Here is a 21,250-nt window from a genome sequence, read left to right as displayed (position 1 = left end):
CAATTAAAAGTTTACGTTAAGACCAAAGACATTTGTTTTTACCTGTGGATAGTAGTTACCTCTGGAATCTGCTGGCGCTTCTGGATCAAATCCTTTCGCAAAACCAGTAAAAGTCAACAGGTTCTGTCCGCTATAATAGAGTTTAGCCCCCTTGATCCCAATTCTATCCGTAAATGTTTTCGGCAGCGTATAGCCAAAAGTGATATTTTTTAAACGTACATAACTCGCATTTTGAATCCAGAAATCCGAAGGAGTGCCCGAAGGACTATTTTGTGCCCAGCTGGTTAATGCACGTGGCATAGATCCATTTGGATTAGTTTCGGCATTAAAGCGGTCCGCATAGATGGTGGTAGGTTTATCCGAACCGGAAATTCCACCGATGGCTTCGCCCCATAGGTAACCACTCACTTTGGCTGCACCTTGGAAAAATAAACTCAGATCAAAATTTTTATAGCTCATACTTGAAGTCAAGCCAAAGATGAATTTTGGATCTGGTGAACCTAAATATACCCGGTCATTGCCATCAATTTTCTTATCACCATTTTGATCCTTGTAGATAATATCACCCGCTCCAACAGTACCGTTTACCCCTTCAATTCCACTATTTTTATATTCTTCGTCCGATCTATAAATTCCAGCCGATTCATAGCCATAAAAGGAACGAATTGGTCGCCCTTGCTCATAAACATAAAACGTTCCGTTCACTTGCGCTTCGTCGCTTGCCCATTTTTTAATCTGATTGTTGATATATGAACCATTTGCGGCAATGCTATATTTAAAGTCACCTAAGCTATTCTGATAATTGACCTGCAATTCGACGCCATTATTCTGTACTTTCCCTGCATTTTGGTATGGCGCTGGTAGTCCATATAGGTTTGATACAGGAAGTTTTAACAAGACTCCGTTTGTACGACGGTCAAAATATTCGAAGACAAAACCCAAATTATTCTTCAGGTTTAGATCCAGACCAATATTTGTACTCGCAGTTTCTTCCCAACTTAACAACGGGTTTGCGGACTGCACTGTCGCACCGCCTGAACTAGGCTCTGGGCCAAATGGATAATTAAATCCTGGCGCAATTGTGAATATACCTGGGTAAAATGCATCCCCTGTTGGATATGCATTGTCTGAGGTTGCTGAAAGCTGTTGATTCCCTAATTTACCCCAGCCTCCACGCAATTTAAGTTCTGATATTCCCTCGGCCAATGATGATTCTTTAAAGAAATCTTCCTGTGAGATACGCCATCCCGCAGAGAAAGAAGGAAATGTGCTCCAACGGTTTGTTCCTAGGAAACGCGACGTACCATCGTGTCTGACATTTGCTTCTACAAGATATTTGTCCGCAAAAGCATAATTGATCCGGCCAAAGAAAGAACGCAAAATTAACTTCTTCGCACCACCATCTACCTTCATCCCTGCTTTACTACCTAAATTCAGTTCTGAAAAATCATTATTTAAAAAATTTTGCGCGTAGGCACTAGAATAATCAGCCTTGAATGTCTCATCCATAAAACCGCCCAAGACATTAAATTGATGGTTACCAATTTTTTTATCGTAGGTCAATAAAGTTTGAAAAGTTAATCGTTCCGACTGAAAATTATAAACGGTCAAATTATTTACTCCCTGTTTTGGTCCTAATTCCCCATTTCGGTTGTAATATTGAATGTCTTTAACATACTTAGAAGACATATTGTCGATGGGTTGAAATCCAATAACTTGTTTAATTTTTAAGCCCTCCAAGATTTTAAATTCCCCTGAGAAATTAACCTGTGTATGTTTATAGGTCATATTGTCTTTCGATTCCATATCCATCCAGGCGATTGGGTTACCGTCACTGCCACGACCGTACACACCATTGCTGTATTTATATGGAATAAAACCAGGGATCCGGTTGACTTGTCTAAAGATCTGCGCCATATCACCTGTATATGGATTTACCGGTTCAGTAATCCGTTGGTAATTATAAGCCAATCCCAGATCAAAACGCAATCTTTCTGATACTTTAGCACCTACATTGGTCCGTAAGTTATACCGATCGGAGCTTGCAACTTTAATCACACCTTTTTGGCCTAAATAGCCACCGGAAGCCATATATTGTACATCCTCAGTTCCACCTGTTACCTGCATGTTATGAGACTGTTGAAATCCCGAACCTTTATACAACAAACCTAACCAATCTGTATTGGGATGTCCATCGGGATCCGTACCGTCTTTATAAAGTTCAAGATCTTCTGCTGTAAAACGAGGCTTGTAAACCTCATTTTTTGGTGTTTCATTTTTGATTGCCTCATTTAAGATCACCGCATGATCGTACGCATTCATATATTCCGGCAGACGCGTTGGATCCTGAATACCAGCATAGCCTGTATAATTCAGCTGAGGTTTGCCGCTACCACCTTTTTTTGTTGTAATTAAAATCACCCCATTGGCTGCCTTCGAACCATATATTGCAGCACTCGGACCGTCTTTCAATACGGATACACTTTCAATATCATTTGGATTGATATTGTTCATCGAACTTTCGATTCCATCCACAATCACAAGGGGATTAGCATTATTGATGGTACCCAGACCACGAATCCGTATGGTGCCATTGTCTTTACCAGGCTGACCGGAATTTTGTGTGATCGTTACACCCGAAAATTTACCTTGAATGGCAGATGAAACATTCGTTACTGGACGATCCTGTAGATCTTTTGAGGTAATCGCCTGCACCGCACCTGTTAAATTTACTTTCTTTTGCTTGGCGAAACCGACCACGACAACTTCTTCCAATGCCGAATTGTCGCTTTCCAATTGAATAGAAATCGTATTACCAGCTACTGTCACTTCTTTGGACTTATAGCCTACACTACTCACAACCAAAATATCACCTGCCTTTGCTTTGATCGAAAATGCACCATTCGCATCAGTTGATGTTGATACAGAGGTACCCTTCACCGAAACCGTAACACCCGCTAACGGCCCGTCCTCTGCAGTGACTTTACCCGCAATCGGGTTTTGTTCAACTACTTTAGTCGTATTCATAAATACAATGGGCCGATCTACCGCAAATGTACTTTGCGAAGACGCAACGAGAAGGGCAACAGCAAGCAAGCTTACCTTTTGGTTACTTGTAAATTTTGAAATCATAATTAAATAGTTAGTTATTATTGCGTCAGCCTGTTTTTTCAGTTTAAGATTGACTAGTTTAGTCCCTTAAATTAGAGGGATATTATCCGGGAACAAAACAGATCATAAACGAAATCGATTGCGCAAATCACGCAATCGATTGTTTTAACCGCAAAAAACTAGCTTATGTCACTTCTTTATTCAAAAAACGCATGCAACCGATAGCATAAAACCAATATCAAAAAAACGAGCATCTCACCATACAAAAAAGTCCGTTGATCGATTGACCAACGGACTTCTTCCTAATAAAAATTGTATAGGAGGTCCTATGATTGTAAAATTCAATTTCCCCAATTTTTATTGGCCTTATCCCCCATCACAAACTCAAGCGTACCACCTTTTAGGATATCAGCATGGTTTAGTTGTGTGCTATTCAATGGTTTTCCATTGAGGGTAGCCGACTGAATATATTTATTTTTTGCCGAAGCGTTCTTTCCGATAATTACAAAAGATTTGCCGTCAGGCAAGCTGATGCGTGTTTTCTCGAAAAATGGAGATCCGATACTATAGGAAGCCAGTCCCGGAGTAACCGGATAGAAACCCATCTGAGAAAAAACCACAAAAGCCGACATACCACCGCCATCCTCATCACCCGGTACACCCATCAGATCATTTCTGAACCATTCACCGATCAGCTTATGGATCCGTTTTTGCGTCATCCAAGGCTGTCCAGCGTAATTGTATAGGTAAGGAATATGCAACGCAGGTTCATTTGCCATCGAAAACTGACCGACATTGCCTGTATGATCTGGCAGCTGTGCATAGAAATCAAATTTAGATCGCCCAAGCGACTGCTGGAACATTTCATCCAGATACTGTACAAACAACTGGTTACCACCCATCAATTTGATCAGATCCGGAATATTGTGCTGTACATCCCAACGGTATATCCAGGCATTATTTTCACCATAATATTCACGGGCACCCTGTCCTCCGGCAAAAACATAGTCAAAAGGCATGATAAAATTACCTTTGTCATCTTTAGGGTGGAAAAATTTGGTCTGCTCGTTGAATAGATTCCGATAATTGAAAGACTGCTTCATAAACAGATCATAATCGCTTTTTTCACCCAATTCATTAGCCAGTTGCGCCAGACACCAGAGGTCGTAGGATGTACCCAGTGTGACAGCCACAGGTTGACGTCTTTCAAAGCCATGTACTTCAGGATAAGTTTCCTGTTCGCCCGGATGCAAAGCTGGGATATAACCTTTTTCTTTGAAAAAATCATCCATTTTTCCGGCAGGTTTATCAGACCATGGAGCCAAAGTCTTTTCCGTAATCGCTCCTTTTGCTGCCAGATAAGCCTTCTTTATATCAAAACCACGGATCCCCTTACGGTAGGCATCCAGCAAAGTTGCAACCCCATGGTTGGAATTCATCCTTCTACTATCCCCCGTGATTTCCGGAAAGGTCGGCAACCAAGGTTTGTCCATCTGCTCCGACATCCGTACAAAAGAATTGAGGATATTAGATTCTGTAGCCGGCTCCAACAGGACCCGTAACGGATGATGCGCACGATAGGAATCCCAGATCCAGTCATCTGTAAAAAAAGGTTTACCTTCATCCGAATGGATCTTGCCATCAAATGCGCTAAAATAACGTCCACCTTCGGAGATATTTACCGGACGCTCATAAGTTCTGTATAAAGAAGTATAAAATACATTTTTGTCTGATTCATTGCCACCTTCAACGGCGATTTTCCCTAAGGCCTGATTCCAGATTTTACGTCCATTCTCCGCTAGTTTCTTTTGATCAAAATCAGCAATTTCACGGTTCAGATTTGCTTTGGCCTGTGCAGCATCAATAAATGAAACGCCATATTTCATTTTTAAGATAGCTCCAGGCTGATCAAATTGCAGTACCAGACAAGCATTTCTTCCCTTGGCATCCATTCCTTTTTCTAGCTGTTGTCCCTGCAATTTGCTTACAGCACTAGGTTTTGTCTCAGGAATCGCATAGATATACACACGAGTCCCATTGCCAATTTCCTGTGTTCCCGAAAGCGCCTGTCCATCCCATTCCAGTTCCCCATCACGTGAATTGAATTGCAAGTATTTAGTAGACGTATTCGGGAAAGTAAAGGTATACATACCCGACTGATGCGATAGTGCATAATCTACTTTGATATCTTCCTGATCCAAAACAACTGAATAACTATAGGGCTTGATCTCTTCCTGATCATAACTATACAGTTGTACCGGACTCAACTGGCTTGGCAAGCGCAACATTGGGCTCAGATTAAAAGCCGACGACCCACGGTGGCTCGTTACGATAAGCGGAAGACCATATAAACGGTCCGAAGTAAAATCCCCTCTTTCAGGATATACACGCAGTATACTGTTCGGCAGGTGAACAGTCGGGTAAGTCGGAACCAATAGATGGCTGATATTCCCCATGTATGGATTGACATAATCCACAAATTCTTTCGTGCTTTTGGCTTGGGAAAAACCTTTTAGCAAAAAGATTGAAAAAAAAGTACAGCAACAGATTGTGCGTAAAATTGCTTTAGATTTCAAATTGAGATTCCTATTTAGCATTATAATTAATTAAGTGATCAATGGTTTAAGGGAAAACTAAGGTTTCGTCCCTAAAGTTAGTTTTTTTTGATGAAATATCAGGATGAAAATTTGCATGTTAAGTGATAATACCTATATTCGGCAAGCATTATCCAATTGGCTTCAATAGCACATAAACCAACAATCAATATGAAAATACCCACCTGCTGGATCCGATCAACACTGATTATTTTACTGGCAACATCCTTTTACCTGAACAGCATTGCTTCACAAGTCCCCAAGGTCGTTTATCTTTCCGACTATGGTATCCTTCCAAATACCGGGACCAACAGCTCCGCAGCAATCAATAAAGTCCTTCAGACAATTCTCGGAAAGACCGATAAAAAACAGGCTCTTGTTTTAAAATTCAGAAAAGGGCGCTACGACTTTTATCCCGAGGGCGCATTATCACGAACATACTATATTTCCAACCACGATCAGGACAATCCCAAGACAGTGGGTATCGCATTCGAACAATGCAACAACCTCACAGTCGATGGCCAAGGCTCCGATTTCATCTACCATGGTCGGATGTTACCGATTGCCTTGATCGAAAATAAAAACCTGACCCTTAAAAATATCCATATTGATTTTGAACGTCCACAGATCTGTCAGGTCCAGATCCTGAAGAACGACACAATCAATGGTACAATCGTTTACAAAACAGCTCCCTGGGTGACTTATACAATCAAAGACAGTGTATTTTACAATACCGGCGAAGGTTGGGCCATGCGTCCAACATCCGGAATCGCCTTTGAGGAAAAAACCAAACGCATTGTTTACAATACCAGTGATATTGGGGTAGGAACAAAAAGAGTAACCGAGCTTTCGCCGGGTGTTATCCAAGCCGAGCAATGGAAAAATCCAAAGCTTATTCCGGGTACCGTCGTGGCTATGCGTGCGTGGCATCGTCCCAGCCCCGGTGTTTTTGTCCATAAAGGAAAAGATATTCGACTTGAAAATATCAGCGTGCATTATGCGGAAGGCATGGGCTTATTGGCTCAGCTCACCGAAAATATCAGCCTCGACAGATTCCAAGTGGCACTGCGCGGTGGCCAAGATCCCCGGTATTTTACCGCACAAGCTGACGCGACCCATTTTTCAGGTTGTAAAGGTGTCATCCTCTCCAAAAATGGGCTGTATGAAAATATGATGGACGACGCGATCAACATCCACGGTACTTACCTCAAAATCACCAAGCGACTGGATGATAAAACACTGGTCGGCCGTTATATGCACGACCAATCCTACGGATTCGACTGGGGCGATGCCGGCGATACCGTCCAGTTTATCCGGTCAGGCACAATGGAACTTTGGGATCAGAAAAACCAGATTCAATCCATTCACATCTTGCGGGATAAAGCAGATGATCCGATCCGTGAATTTAAGATTACGTTTAAAAAGCCTCTTGATCCAGCGATCGACCCAGCGAAAACAGCTATTGGTGTTGAAAATCTGAGCTGGACGCCACGTGTGGTTTTCAGTGGCAATACCATTCGTCACAATCGTGCACGTGGTGCATTGTTCAGCACGCCTAGAAAAACCCTTGTCGAAAGAAATCTCTTTGACCACACCTCCGGCACCGCGATCCTGCTCTGTGGCGACGCCAACGGCTGGTATGAAACCGGCAGCTGTCATGACATTGTGATCAGACACAATACATTTATCAATGCCCTAACCAATATGTTCCAGTTTACCAATGCGATTATCTCGATCTATCCTGAAATTCCGGATCTTAAAAATCAACAGAAGTATTTTCATAGCGGTATTGTCATTGAAGACAATCTTTTTGAGACCTTTGATAAGCCCATACTTTATGCAAAGTCGGTTGACGGTCTTGTTTTTCGCGGCAATCGAATCAAGACAAATAAAGCCTATCCAGCTTTCCATTGGAACAAAAAAAACGTATTCTTCGAACGTGTTACGCACAGTGAAATTTCAAACAACACCATTGATGGCAAGAAAAGTGAGTTAACAAATTAGATCAGTAGCAAACCATTTGTCGCTATGTTATCCTTCAGAAACAACAAATTATTGATCTTATCGTTGCTATGCAGCAGTATAGGATCGGGGATCCATGCCCAGAGCGTCAGCCGCACGCAGGAACGGCGAACAATCGAACGCCCCAATATTGTGGTATTCTTTGTCGATGACCTGGGTTGGCAGGACATGTCCGAACCATTTTATACTGCCAAAACAGCTATTAACGAGAAGTTTCATACGCCACATATCGAATCACTGGCCAAAGATGCCGTCAAGTTTACCAATGCTTATGCGACACCGGTGTGTACACCTTCGCGTGTGAGCTTTCTAACAGGTTTAAATGCAGCACATCACCGGGTCACAAACTGGACAAGTCCCAAAGCCAATACACCCACAGATAGTAAGGATGAGTTATTGAATCCGCCGGACTGGAATATCAATGGATTGAGCCCCGTACCCAATATTCCCCACACGGTCTATGCTACGCCATTTCCAAGTATTCTCAAGGCCAACGGTTATTATACCATCCATATCGGTAAAGCCCATTGGGGATCAGCTGGTACTCCGGGCGCCAGTCCGCTCAATTTGGGTTTTATGGTCAACGTAGCTGGCCATTCGGCCGGGCATCCACAAAACTACTATGGGGAGCAGAACTACGGAAATCTTCCGGGCAAGGCAAGCTATCAAGCCGTTCCGGATCTGATGGAGTATCATGGTACATCCACTTTTCTGACCGAAGCATTGACGCAGGAAGCATTGAAAGCACTTGCCGAACCTATTCGCCGCAAAGAACCCTTTTTCCTTCATTTCTCCAACTATGCTGTCCATGTCCCGATTCAGCCCGATCCACGGTTTGTACAGCGATACCTTGACCGTGGTCTGGATTCTACCGAAGCCGCCTACGCTTCTTTAGTGGAAGGCTATGACAAAAGTATGGGTGATATTATTCAGTTTTTAAAAGACAAAGGTATATACGATAATACAGTGATTATCTTTTTGAGCGATAATGGCGGACTCAGTCTCAGCCCGCCACGTTCGGGTGATCCCCATACCCAAAATCTGCCACTGAAGGCCGGTAAAGGCTCTCTTTACGAAGGTGGCATCCGTATTCCACTGCTAATTAAACAGGCCAGCGGACATAGCGGGAGCAGCACCTCGGCACCGGTCATGGTCGAAGATCTATTTCCGACGATACTCCAAATGGCAAAAGTAAAAGCGTATCAACTTGTACAGCAAGAACCAGACGGCAAGGACCTGACAGACCTGCTAACGGGGAAGAACGACGAAAGTTGGAATAGTCGCCCCCTTATCTGGAATGTCCCCAATAAATGGACTGTTCCCGATGGTCCAGGTATCAATTTCTTCTCCGCTGTACGCCAAGGTGACTATAAGTTACTTTACGATATGAAACAGGGGAAACTGGAACTCTATAACCTTCAGGATGATATCGGTGAACTGAATAACCTTGCTCCCAAAATGAAAGGGAAAACCAGCGAGCTCAGCAAGCTACTTTCCAATCAGCTGCGGACATGGAAAGCTCAGTTGCCGACCTACAAAACTACTGGACAACAGATCCCCTATCCCGATCAGCTCAAACCTATTAACCAATAGCTTTTATGGTCAACAAAATAGTTTTTTTTAGTTGGCGTCAATCTTTATACAAAGCCTTTGCGATCAGATCACAAAGGCTTTTATTTTAAATCTTATGAAACTGATATATCATTAAGAAGGATAAGGATATCAGATAGCCAGAAAACCCCATCAGCTCGAGTTCATCAGCTTCTGTAACCAGCTGATAGATCTACAGTGACTTAATCTTGAAAAACGTAGTATACCCATACGGAGGATCATGAGCCGTACAGAACATTAAAATTGAGCTTTACACAAAAACAAAAGATGGCTCGGCTACCTATTTTTGTATTGTAAAACAAGTAAAGATGAAAACAAAGCACAAAGCCACAGGTTTCTTCCGATTTTTGAAATGGTCAGCCCTAACGCTTGTTGTTCTCATCGGATTAATCAGCAGCTATATGATGCATCCCCAATTTGGCAAAAGACCCTCAGGCGAAAGGCTTAAACGTATCGAACAATCGAAGCAATTCAAGGATGGAAAATTTCGCAACAGCAGCCCAACACCACAGCTGACACAAAGCTGGACGGTAGCCCTTTCCGATTATTTCTTCAAACGATCAGCTGAGACCAGTCCCAAACATAAGATCCCTTCGGTTCCAGTCAATTGGGACAGTCTTTTTACCAGATCCCATGGTTTGGTTTGGCTGGGGCACTCCTCCTATCTGTTGCGTGCCGACGGGAAAACTATCCTTGTCGATCCGGTACTAAGCGGCAGCATATCGCCTATACCGGGCAGTGGCAAAGCCTTTGCGGGCACTAATGTAACAACAGCGGATGCACTTCCGGCCATCGATTACCTATTTATTTCCCATGATCACTACGATCATATGGATTACAAAACACTCAAAGCACTGCAACCCCGAGTCGGCAAGATAATCGTTGGACTTGGTGTAGGTGAACATTTGGAGTATTGGGGCTACCGCAACGATCAGATTATCGAAAAAGATTGGTGGGATCAGGTGGATCTAGGAAATGGATTTCATGTAACGGTCACACCGGCAAGACACTTTTCAGGTCGCAGCATTTGGTCGGCCAATACACTTTGGGCCTCCTATGTCTTGGAGACGCCGAGCCTGAAACTGTACCTGGGTGGAGACAGTGGTTATGACAGCCATTTTAAAGAAATCGGCGATAAACTAGGCCCATTTGATTTGGCCATACTCGAAAATGGACAATATGACCTGAGTTGGAAATACATCCACATGATGCCCGAAGAAGTGGTACAGGCGGCAAAAGATTTACAGGCCGCAAAATTATTACCTGTTCACTCCTCCAAATTTGTCCTTGCCAACCATGCCTGGTACGAACCCTTGGAGCGTATTTCCAAAGAAGCATCCAAACAGCAACAAGCCCTGCTTACCCCCCGTATCGGTGAAGTAGTTGATCTGGATGATACCCACAATGGCCCCAACTACTGGTGGAAAAACTGATTAAGCAATGGAATTAATTGTCGCCGGCGTTATTCCAAATTTCTCTTTGAAGGAAGCATAAAAATGAGAGAGGTTTTCAAAACCAAGATCAAGGTAAATATCCACGGGTCTTTTCCGCTTATTCTCAATCAGATAGTACGCCTCGGAAAGACGTTTCTCCTGTAGCCATTTCCGGGGCGAGGTGCGGAATATTTTTTCAAAATCACGTTTAAAACTCGCCAGGCTACGACCGGATAATTTGGCAAAATTCTCCAAAGGAACATTATACTTATAATTTTTTAACATAAATTCCTCCAGGTCAATCTTAAAGGGTTCGGAGAAATCAAACAGCAAATCCTTTAACGAGGGATATCTTTCCAATAGTAAAGTGGTCAATTCGTATATTTTGATAGTCTCCATTTGCGGGCTGACTCGATCCGAAGCTTCCGCATAGGGTGCTAGCGACTCAAAATAACTTTTGATAAACGCATCGCCTTCAAGGAGAATATTGGTGTCTGCCGACTGCTTTTTATCCGAAGAGAGCTGATGATCCAACGCATACTTCTTGAGCCGGTCGGTGTGGAGCAAGATTGCGATAGACTGATAGTCCGCATTTTTCGATGGGTATTTGAATGCCTTTGCCAATTGATTTCTTCGGGCAATCAGTAGCTGCCCTTCCTTTGTCACCAGCTTTCCCTTTTCATGGTCAAAGTGTGTTTCCCCGGATATCTGGAACATCACCACATGTTCGGGAATAAACTGTTCATGACCAAAGGCCTTATCTACGTAACAAGAATACAAAAAAGCCTTTCCAAAATCTTTTTCTTCGATACTCATAATCACTTTTCTTTGATAGGTTGACAACTACTTTTTTGCGGCGAGCCGCTTGCGGATGATACTGACAAATTCGGGCGAAACACCGAGGTAAGACGCGATATAATATTGCGGTACCCGTTGTGATATTGTGGGATACAAGTCGATAAATTCAAGATAGCGTTCAGCCGCAGGTTTCGCCATGGTATGGATCAGTCTATTTTGCAATACCGCAAGTCTACGTTGTACCAACATACGAAAGACACGTTCAAATTTCGGTATTGTCTCCAGTAATTTCTCTTTAGTCTCAGGTGTCAGCATCAAAAATTCACATTCTTCCAATGTTTCCATATACAGACTCGAAGGTGTATGGTAATGAAAGGAGGCGATATCACTGATCCACCAGTCTTCGACCGCAAAGGCCAAGGTCACCTCAAAACCATTTTCATCAAGATAAAAAATACGTACACAGCCTTTCTGAAGATATCCCTCAAACTGGCAGACTTCCCCCTCCTGCAGAAGCATCGTTTTCTTGGGTTCCTTCCGTAAGGTCAGCAGATCGGTGAACCGTTCAGTCTCCTCATCTGTCAAGGTTATGCACTTTGATACATTCCTAAGGATATTTTCGTATAGCATAGCAATTCGTTAAGCCTAATTATTTTCGTGTAAAATATAACCCGCACCATAGATACTTTCAATATGGAGTTTATTATCGAGCTGGAGCAATTTACGGATACGTGAGATAAAAACCTCTAGGCTTTTACCATTAAAGAAGTCCGTATTTCCCCAAAATAACAATAAGAGATCCTTCTTATTGACCAATAAGTTTTTATTAAGAATCAGATGGCGCAATAATTCCGCTTCGCGGACAGTCAACTTTTGCGCTTTGCCCTGCCTATCAGTCAAGCTATGGCGCTCCATATCCAGCGACAGCTGACCGATCTGTAGCCTACGTTCGGGCGCTATTTCGGGAGCCGAGGCCACAGCCAATAAATTGCGGATCTTGAGCAATATTTCATCCATGTCAAAGGGTTTGGCGATATAATCAACTGCACCCAACGAGAGTCCCTTTAGACGCGATGTACGCTCATGCAGGGCCGTCAAAAAGAAAATCGGCTGCCCGGCTCTAAGCCGCAAGATCTCCTGGGCCAGATCGAAACCATTTCCATCCGGTAATTGCACATCGATAATCACCAATTTGGCGATGTATTCCCGAAGGGTTTCCAACCCTCCTTTGGCAGTACATTCCCATATCACCGTAAATCCCTTGTACCGGAGATAGCGCGAGAAAACCTCCCCCAGATCAGGTTCATCTTCGATCAAAAGAATATCAATCCTGTTTTTTGCTATTGAAAGACCCATTGTCCATGTAAATATAAAAAATAGTACCGCCACTTAGGCTGTTTTCGATGCGAATTGTCCATCCCAACCGATCCAAACAAGATTTCACATAGTATAATCCCAATCCAAGCCCTGGCTTGCCAACCGAAGACTGTCCACGATAGAATGCTGTAAACAGCGCGTCCCGGTCCGACGGGGCAATCCCACTTCCATTGTCCTCGATTTTAAGACAATATACATCTGCCCGCTTCTCCCAAGTCAATCGAATAGTCTTGTGGACCTGATCGTTAAATTTGATGGCATTGGAGACCATATTATCCAAAATAGAAAAATAGTAGGATTCATCCAGCTGTAGTGAAATCCCAGGCTCCAGTGGCACATATTCAATTTCAATCTCCCCTTGATAACGAAGACACAATTCATCCAGGATCTCCGTTGTCAATAAGTCGACAGGGGCCTGTATGATTTTAGCCTGCTGTTCTTGTAATGCAACAGATCCCATTACCTGCTCAAAATAATCGCGGAGCCTTTTAGCCTGTCGTTCCACAATCCGTCCCAATTGTATCACTTCTTTATTATCCAGACTAGCGTCCCTGTCGATCAAGCTATGTGCACTGACCAGGATTGTTGTCAAAGGAGTATTAAATTCATGCCGCATGTGGTTTAAGAAACTCGTTTTCAGATCGGCCAGCTTACGTTGGTTGACCCAGTTTTTGTATGTTCGAAAACTCAGCAGTACGATAACAGCAATACAGGCCAAGGAAAGCAAAAATACGGGTGCCATTTGCTGAATAATCCGCCAGTTCCGGTTTTCATAATCCACATAGAGACTATAGGTAAAGCGATAAGGTATGGGCTCCTTATCACTGACCGCCAGCTGGAATACCCTATTGTTGAGCGAGGTCTTCCTGAGCGAGCCACTGATAGCGCCCGCTCGATTGTCGCTGGAGCTTTCATAAAAGGTCTTCCATGTGCTGTCTTTTACGTTGTAAAGTTCCAACTTATCGAAATGGAACATGTAAATGAGTGTAGGATCGAGCTGTTGTTGCTGTACGATTTGCTTAAAGATACTGTCCAAGGACTGTTTCGTACGCATAGTTTTAAGAAATAATTCCATTCGGGTCTCACCATACTGTACTGCATCGGGCGACTTATCTGTCACTTTCTTAAACCAGGTGTTCAGGTAAGGCACCAGTTCCGTTTGAAATACGGCATCTCCTCCCGGAAAGATCTTGTCATCCATAATGGCTGTACCATAGGCATTCTGGACCAAATTGAGCTGTCCGATCTGATAGTTCTTGTCTTCGAGCTGATAGGTCTTAAATATCAGAAAGCCGATTAGTACAGTCAGGATTAGGAAGCTGGTACCAAATGCCCAAGGGTATATATTTCTATCGGCGCTGTTCATCTGTTAAAAATAACATCTATTTATCTATTCGGAATAGCTATTAACCTTTTATTAGGCATTCGTTAGGTTTCCGTTAAGCACAGTGTATGCTATTGCACCGTATCTTTACTAGCTAACAAATTAGCAAATTATGTCCAAAATTTCACAGACCTTACTTTACGGCTTATGTTACCTGTTGCTGAGCAATATCGTATATGCACAGTCAAATTTCTCAAAGAAAGTACTTGAACAGAGCCAGCTTGATTTTGTCAATCTGGGGTTCGGAATGTTTATTCATTATGGCATGCCCACCTTTATGGAGCAGGATTGGTCCGATCCAAATGCACCACTTGAGCTTTTCAAATCCCCAAAGCTCAATGCCGGCCAATGGGCCAAGGCAGCCAAGTCGGCCAACATGACCTATGGTTGTCTAACGACAAAACATCACAGCGGTTTTCCGATCTGGAACACAAAAACCACCGATTACAATGTGATGAACACTCCATTGCACCGCGATGTAGTCAAGGAATTTACAGAAGCCTTCCGTAAAAATGGTCTGCGTGTCATGCTCTATTATTCCATCCTGGACATACATCAGGGGATACGTCCACATACCATCACCAAAACCCACATCCAGTTGATCAAAGATCAGCTGACCGAATTGTTGACGCAATATGGTGAGATAGATGCTTTGGTAATCGACGGCTGGGATGCCCCTTGGTCACGTATCTCGTATGATGACGTCCCTTTTGACGACATCTATTATCTGGTCAAGTCCCTACAGCCCAAGTGCCTATTGATGGATCTCAATTCGGCAAAATATCCTGGGGATGCGCTATTTTACACAGATATCAAATCTTACGAACAGGGGGCGGGACAGTTTATCTCCAAAGAACATAATAAGTTGCCGGCAATGGCCTGTTTGCCGCTACAACAAAGCTGGTTCTGGAAAACATCCTTTCCTACGACGCCGGTAAAAGATGTGAAGGAACTCGTAGAGAAATTCGTCATTCCCTACAACGATGCCTATTGCAACTTTATGCTCAATGTCGCACCCAACAGCGACGGTCTGATGGATCAAAACGCTTTGGAAGCGCTAAAAACCATCGGAGCACTATACAAGAAAACACCCAACTACAAAGCTTTACCAAGTTACCAGGCTCCGATTGTGGATCATAACATCGCTAGGCAGCTTCCTTCCAATAGCAGTTGGGGTGAAGATATGAGTATTATGGATTTCGCTAATGATGACAATTTCGGCAGCGCATGGGTATCCAATCCCTCTACCAAAGGGGAGATCTGGTATGAACTAGATTTTGAACGCAGCAAAAACTTCAACAGCGTTGTCATTACCGAAGGCAAGGACAATCCCTCCGCCTATAGTCTGAGTTATTTGAAAGATGGAAAATGGACTCCCCTTGCGGCGAGTCCGATTATACAGGGGCGTATCAAGATCTTTCGCTTTGAAGAAGTATTGGGGCAAAAATTACGCTTGAGTATCCGGCCCGAAAAAGAGCGTGTAGTCCTGAATGAGGTAGGTGTTTATCAGGAAAGGCGGTAAATAGGTCCATTAGTAATCAAAAAAATAGTCAAATAACGCTGAGTTTACCACTATTAACTTAATGCACGGTCAATTCTAGCCGATAACAACATAAAAAGCATCTCAAAAGGAGATGCTTTTTATATTAACTAGAAACAAAGCTTCTATTTTGTCCATCCGGGATTCTGTACGAGGTTGGAATTTTTGACAATCGCCGTAGCCGGCAGTGGATAGAGGTATTGTTTATCTTCCCAGCTTCTCGGAACAGCCTTATACCATTCGAGGTGATTATCCGTTGTCATCGTCTGGAAATTTTTGCTACCTCCGCCAATCGCTACTTTAGCCACTCCACTTGGTGCCGTAATGGACGAAGCCGATTTACTACCATCATAGAAAATCACATCCGGCTTGCCATCGTGATCCAAGTCCATCAGTTTTTCCAATGTTGGCACATAGATCCCTGTCCAAGCAAGGTTGGCCATCAAGGATCCCAGTTTCCATCTTTTCAAGTCATTGAAACGGAAGCCCTCCAGAGCTAGCTCAACCTGCCTTTCACGGCGGATTTCCAATAATACGGGATCATTTATATCAGGAAAAAATGTATTTTTCAAATAGTTGTCCACCTTGGTTGGCAAGCTATTATTTCCTGTAGTGATTCCTGCTCTTGCACGCAAGGCGCCAATAGTTTTAGTCCAATCCGTTAAATTCAACTGTCCAAGCTCCTGCTTTGCCTCAGCATAGTTCAGTAAAATTTCAGCATAACGCATCAAAGGTACTGCATTGATATTATAGGCACCATTGTCATAGTAAGGATCGTCCAAGGTGTATTTAATCGGTTGATAACCTGTATAGGTATAACTCGCAAAATTTGGTGGAGCAGCCTCCCCCCCGCGTTTATACCCTGGTGTACGGATCAATTGTGCCAATCGGTAGTCACGGTTTTGACATTCCTCATAGAATTCCTCCGTCTGATAATTTGGACGGTCCGTGTAAGGTGTTCCATCAACATTTAGAATACTGTTTATAAACGCTCGGACCAAACTTAGTCTAGGTCCATAGGTCGCTGAGGTCCACCACCAGTTGGCGTCGTTCATCAATGCCTGATCTTTGCTGAAAGCAAGTCCAAACATGACTTCCTGTTTCACAGGTTGGTTGCTCACAAATAATTGACGCTGTGACATCTTGGGATCATTGGCCACATATAGACTATACGGCCCCGTTTCCATTAAGATCTTTCCGGCATCAGCGGCCATCTTAAAAAAATCTGCCGGTGTTGTCGCCAAGTTTAATTTGTGGTATTTTCTAAACGTACCTTCAAACAGTGCCACACGTGTCTTTAAACCCAATGCAGTCCATTTATTAATTAAGGTACCGTCCCCACCGTCTCCAGTAATATTTGCATAGGCAAAATCCAGGTCTTCCATAATACGCTTCATCACCAGTTCGCGTGAATCCCTTGGCGCATGGAGGATATCTGTCTCATCAACGGTCAATGGATGATCTACCCAAGGCACATCACCAAAGCGGACCACCTTATCGTAATAGAACCAGGCCCTAAAGAAGCGGGCGATACCGATATAATTGTTTTTGACAGCATCGCTCAATTGGGGACTTGTACATTTGACGATCATCTGATTGATATTCCGTAAGGCTGTCCAGCTCCAGCCCGTACTGATTTCGGCAGAATAAGCACCTTTCACCATAAAATCATTCAAGCTGTTTACTGCAGCATAATCCGCCATGGCATCCCCTTTAAAGGCATCACTTCTGGAAGTGATATCGCGGTAAAAAGAGTTACTGTAATTTTTCAGTCCATTCTCCGTTCCGAAGATATCCTCTTCAGTTGCCGATGCTTTAGGTAGCTCGTTCAATTCACATGAACTGAATAAAAGTGCTATTATAGGTATAAATAAGATTCTTTTCATTTTTAATACATTATAATCCAATGGATAAATTAAAACTAATGCTCTTCATCACAGGATAGTTAAATCCGTCACCACTATTGGAATCACTTATATCCGGGTCAGACTTCATGAGATTGCCCACATCCAGATCTTTTGTTTTTTTGTACAAAGGCGACCAAGTCCATAAATTCTCGCCAGACAATCCGGCCCGCAGACTGCTGATCTTGAGCTTAGAGGTTACAGATTTTGGGAAATTATAGCCAATCTGAATGTTTTTCATCCGGATATAGGCGATATTCTGCAGGTACCTTGTCTGGGGTGTTGCTTTAATCGACTCGTTATAACCAGCATATCGCGGAAAATAGCCATTAGGATTGTCTTCTGTCCAATAATTATTGAGGTGCCATTCGGGCAAATTGTTATACGGTCTATTGTACTGCCCCCAAAAGATAGACTCATTACTTGGGTACCAATTCTGTTTTCCAACCCCTTGAAAGAAGGTAGAGAAATAGACATTTTTCCAGTCCATATTGATATTGAAGCTATAGATATAACGAGGTTCGTAGTTACCGATAATGGTCTTATCACCGTGACTATTGATTGTATTTGTTCCGTAATCAATTACCCCATCGCCATTGAGATCAGCAAAGCGTACATCGCCCGGATAGATAATACCAGAATTGGACGATTTGATGACCTTTTGTGTCGGAGCCGCATCTATTTCCGCCTGATTTTGGAAAAGTCCCTGGGTAACATAACCCCATATCTCGCCGAGTCGTTGTCCTTCATAATATCGGTCAGTTTGGTAACGATCAGTCTGTAACAGACCGGCTTTATTTTCATAGCGGTCTATAGTCGATCGATAGTCTGCTAAAGTTGCTTTTACTGACCAATTAAATGGGCTGTTGTTCCAATCAAAACGGTCTTTATAGGCAATGCTCAATTCATAGCCTTTCGTTGTCATATCCGCATAATTACCTTTTGGCGATTGCGCACCGAATATATCCGGCAATTCCACGCTGAAGGTATACATGTTCAATGTTTTACGTTGGTAAAGATCCCCCGTAAAAGTTAGTTTGCCATTCAAGGAGGAAAAATCCAATCCAAAATTAGCTGTACGGGCCGTCTCCCAGGTCAGATTGTCGGGAATAACCTTGGGTACCATAGTATAGGAAGGTTTCTGTCCATTCAACAAGCGATCCATGATCTTGATTTCGTAGAGATCCATGTAGGTATAAGGGTCTACATTACCGTTCCCCAGTGAACCGTAAGAAGCGCGGAATTTCAGGTCAGAAATAATCTTTTTGTCTACCGTAAAGAAGGGTTCCTCAGAAATGCGCCAGCCCGCAGAAGCAGAAGGGAAAAATGCCCATTGCTGGTTGGTTGGAAATTTGGAAGAACCATCGTAACGCCCATTGAATTCAAATAAATAACGATCTTTGAAAATATAATTGGCACGCATAAATACACCAACATTGCGATACTTATTATAACCAGCGGTAGCGGTTGTATTTTGCCCAAGAGCCAGATTGATATTATCCACATTTTCGGTCAATAAGCCTGTTTTCGTGATATAGGAAGAGTTATAGACACGTTGCTCGTAATTATACCCCAGCAAACCTTTAACGTAATGGTCACCTATTGTCTTTTCGTATTCGCCGTAAAGGTTTCCAAATAGATATTTCCAGTTTTGATCTACCTGGTAAATATTGTTGTTCATATCTGTTTCCAGCTTGAGCATCTTACCTTCCTGAGTACTATAAGGGACTGGCACACGTACACGAGTCGAATTAAAATCACGATTTCTAAAAGTCAGATCTCCTTTTATCCGAAGGGTATTATTAAGAAATTTGGTCTCAAAAGAAGTGGTATTGCGGAGATCCCTGTTTTCACTTTCGGTTCTATTTTTTCCATAGATAAAATCCCCTACAGAATAGGCTGCCGAGAAGCTAAGCGAACCATCAGGATTGAATATCGGCGAAGATGGATGCCCTTCATCCGCAATATTACGCCAGATATTCCCCCCCTCACCACCCGTCGTTGGGTCGCGGTATTTCGCATAGTTATAGTCAATGTTATTGGCGATACGCAACCAGTCATTTACCTGTAAGCCTGCTTTTGCCCTGGTATTGTAAGTCTTGTATTTATCACTATTAAAACGGTACATCCCATTATAGTCATAGGCACGTCCAGAGATGTAGTAATCCAGCTTTTCGGTATTGCCACTTACAGAAAGGTTATGATCCTGTACAAAGGTGTTATCCTTGATCAAGACATCATAATAGTCTTCATTACCGTAGTAAACGTAATTTCCTTTATCATCTACTGTAATTTCATCTGTGATTCCCTGTTCTTTGCGACGTTTGAACTCGTTGAGCCAATCCATTGTAAAGATCTGTGTTTTATTCAGCTTGCTTGGGATAGAGGAATAATTATTCCAGGCATTATAGGCCGTAAAGAAATGCGATGCATACTCGTAGCCATCCGTTACGAATTTGGGTCTAGCAATTGGTTTCTGAAAGGATCCGCTTCCGGAATAGTTAATGGATGATTTTCCCGACTTCGCTCTTTTAGTTGTAATCAATACCACACCGAAAGTCCCCCTTGCGCCATAGATTGCAGCTGAAGAAGCATCTTTTAGTACAGAGACATTCTCGATATCGTTGGGGTTGAGTGAAGCTGGATCCCCCTCTACTCCATCGATCAAAATCAGGGCACTTCCGCCCTGGCCGATTGACGTGGTACCGCGGATATTGAAACTCGGTGCCCGGTTGGGTTTACCATCAGCCGGGATGATATTTAGGTTGGGAACAACACCTTGTAGCATCTGACTGGCATTAGCAAGAACGCGGCCTTCGAATACTTCCGAACCGACCTGATCTACTGCTCCCGTCAAGTTGGCTTTCTTCTGCGTCCCGTAACCTACAACGACAACTTCCTCCAACTCGGTATCTTTGGACTCCATTACAATTTGTAATTGAGCTGTATTGACAATCAGGACCTGCTCATTGTACCCCACCCGGGTTAATTTAAGCTTTTGGCCGATGGCAGCTTCGATGGTAAACATTCCCGATGCATCAGTAGATGTCGTTTTCTGACTGGATAAATTGGTGATGGTAACACCGGGCATAGCTGCACCGCTTTTGTCTTTTACCACACCTTTCACGGTAGACTGGACTGCAATAGCTTGCGTCTCTCTGTTCAATTTGACATAATTACGCTCTACATTAGCCCATGTGGGATAAGAGAGACCCAATGCCATACTGATTAGTAATGTTTTCTGCATTTTTAGTCTGGTTTAGAATTCAGCACCAAAATTGGCGCTTTCACTTGGTTTATAATTTACCTTAATATTAAGAAATATTTAATTAATCCCTATACATATCCAAACTAAACAGGTTTAGCGTACTATTTATTAATGAAAAATAAACTTATAGATAACATAAGTTATAATTTAATCTTTCACCATTCCAGAGGAGTAATAGAGAGTTTGATATGGAAAATTCTTGAAATAG

At 42.9% G+C, this 21,250-nt stretch carries 12 protein-coding genes; 4 read left to right on the top strand and 8 right to left on the bottom strand.

What is annotated here, in order from left to right:
* Window positions 1–3 precede the first annotated feature (3 nt).
* Entirely contained in the window at window positions 4–3,132 is a 3,129-nt protein-coding gene (locus OGI71_RS26670) for a TonB-dependent receptor (RefSeq protein ID WP_282253211.1), read from the bottom strand.
* 320 nt (window positions 3,133–3,452) lie between these two features.
* A complete protein-coding gene (locus OGI71_RS26665; protein WP_282253210.1) occupies window positions 3,453–5,708 on the bottom strand; it encodes a GH92 family glycosyl hydrolase in 2,256 nt (751 codons plus the stop codon).
* A gap of 168 nt (window positions 5,709–5,876) precedes the next feature.
* Here OGI71_RS26665 and OGI71_RS26660 point away from each other — a divergent pair, with 168 nt between their 5' ends.
* The 3 genes from OGI71_RS26660 (at window position 5,877) to OGI71_RS26650 (ending at window position 10,771) form a co-directional block, all read left to right on the top strand.
* On the top strand, window positions 5,877–7,709 hold the full coding sequence (locus OGI71_RS26660; RefSeq protein ID WP_282253209.1) for a right-handed parallel beta-helix repeat-containing protein: 1,833 nt from the start codon (window positions 5,877–5,879) through the stop codon (window positions 7,707–7,709).
* Between the two features lie 24 nt (window positions 7,710–7,733).
* Window positions 7,734–9,320 carry a sulfatase gene (locus OGI71_RS26655; protein ID WP_282253208.1) on the top strand — a complete coding sequence of 529 codons (1,587 nt, stop codon included), beginning with the start codon at window positions 7,734–7,736 and terminating at the stop codon, window positions 9,318–9,320.
* A gap of 326 nt (window positions 9,321–9,646) precedes the next feature.
* Entirely contained in the window at window positions 9,647–10,771 is a 1,125-nt protein-coding gene (locus OGI71_RS26650; RefSeq protein ID WP_282253207.1) for an MBL fold metallo-hydrolase, read from the top strand.
* Here the strand turns inward: OGI71_RS26650 and OGI71_RS26645 are convergent, their stop codons facing one another.
* Genes OGI71_RS26645 through OGI71_RS26630 form a run of 4 tightly spaced genes read right to left on the bottom strand, consistent with a single transcriptional unit; the run spans window position 10,772 to window position 14,312 of the window.
* Entirely contained in the window at window positions 10,772–11,587 is an 816-nt protein-coding gene (locus tag OGI71_RS26645; protein ID WP_282253206.1) for an AraC family transcriptional regulator, read from the bottom strand.
* A gap of 27 nt (window positions 11,588–11,614) precedes the next feature.
* The gene (locus OGI71_RS26640) at window positions 11,615–12,199 is read right to left on the bottom strand and encodes a Crp/Fnr family transcriptional regulator (RefSeq protein ID WP_282253205.1); all 585 of its coding nucleotides are present in this window, start codon (window positions 12,197–12,199) and stop codon (window positions 11,615–11,617) included.
* 15 nt (window positions 12,200–12,214) lie between these two features.
* Window positions 12,215–12,925, bottom strand: a complete 711-nt coding sequence (locus tag OGI71_RS26635) for a response regulator transcription factor (RefSeq protein ID WP_282253204.1) — start codon at window positions 12,923–12,925, stop codon at window positions 12,215–12,217.
* Window positions 12,894–14,312, bottom strand: a complete 1,419-nt coding sequence (locus tag OGI71_RS26630; protein ID WP_282253203.1) for a HAMP domain-containing sensor histidine kinase — start codon at window positions 14,310–14,312, stop codon at window positions 12,894–12,896. Before OGI71_RS26630 ends, OGI71_RS26635 begins: the two co-directional genes overlap by 32 nt.
* Window positions 14,313–14,442: 130 nt before the next feature.
* On the opposite strand from OGI71_RS26630, the gene OGI71_RS26625 reads away from it, so the two are divergent.
* Entirely contained in the window at window positions 14,443–15,852 is a 1,410-nt protein-coding gene (locus OGI71_RS26625; protein WP_282253202.1) for an alpha-L-fucosidase, read from the top strand.
* Between the two features lie 143 nt (window positions 15,853–15,995).
* Here the strand turns inward: OGI71_RS26625 and OGI71_RS26620 are convergent, their stop codons facing one another.
* Window positions 15,996–17,756, bottom strand: a complete 1,761-nt coding sequence (locus tag OGI71_RS26620; protein WP_282253201.1) for a RagB/SusD family nutrient uptake outer membrane protein — start codon at window positions 17,754–17,756, stop codon at window positions 15,996–15,998.
* 10 nt (window positions 17,757–17,766) lie between these two features.
* Complete coding sequence (locus OGI71_RS26615) at window positions 17,767–21,021, bottom strand: TonB-dependent receptor (protein WP_282253200.1); 3,255 nt, start codon at window positions 21,019–21,021, stop codon at window positions 17,767–17,769.
* Window positions 21,022–21,250 lie beyond the last annotated feature (229 nt).

Origin of the sequence: Sphingobacterium sp. ML3W, from assembly GCF_029542085.1 — a bacterium.
Taxonomy (GTDB): domain Bacteria; phylum Bacteroidota; class Bacteroidia; order Sphingobacteriales; family Sphingobacteriaceae; genus Sphingobacterium.
Note: the sequence above shows the minus strand (reverse complement) of the source record. Positions and strands in the feature narration are given on the sequence as shown.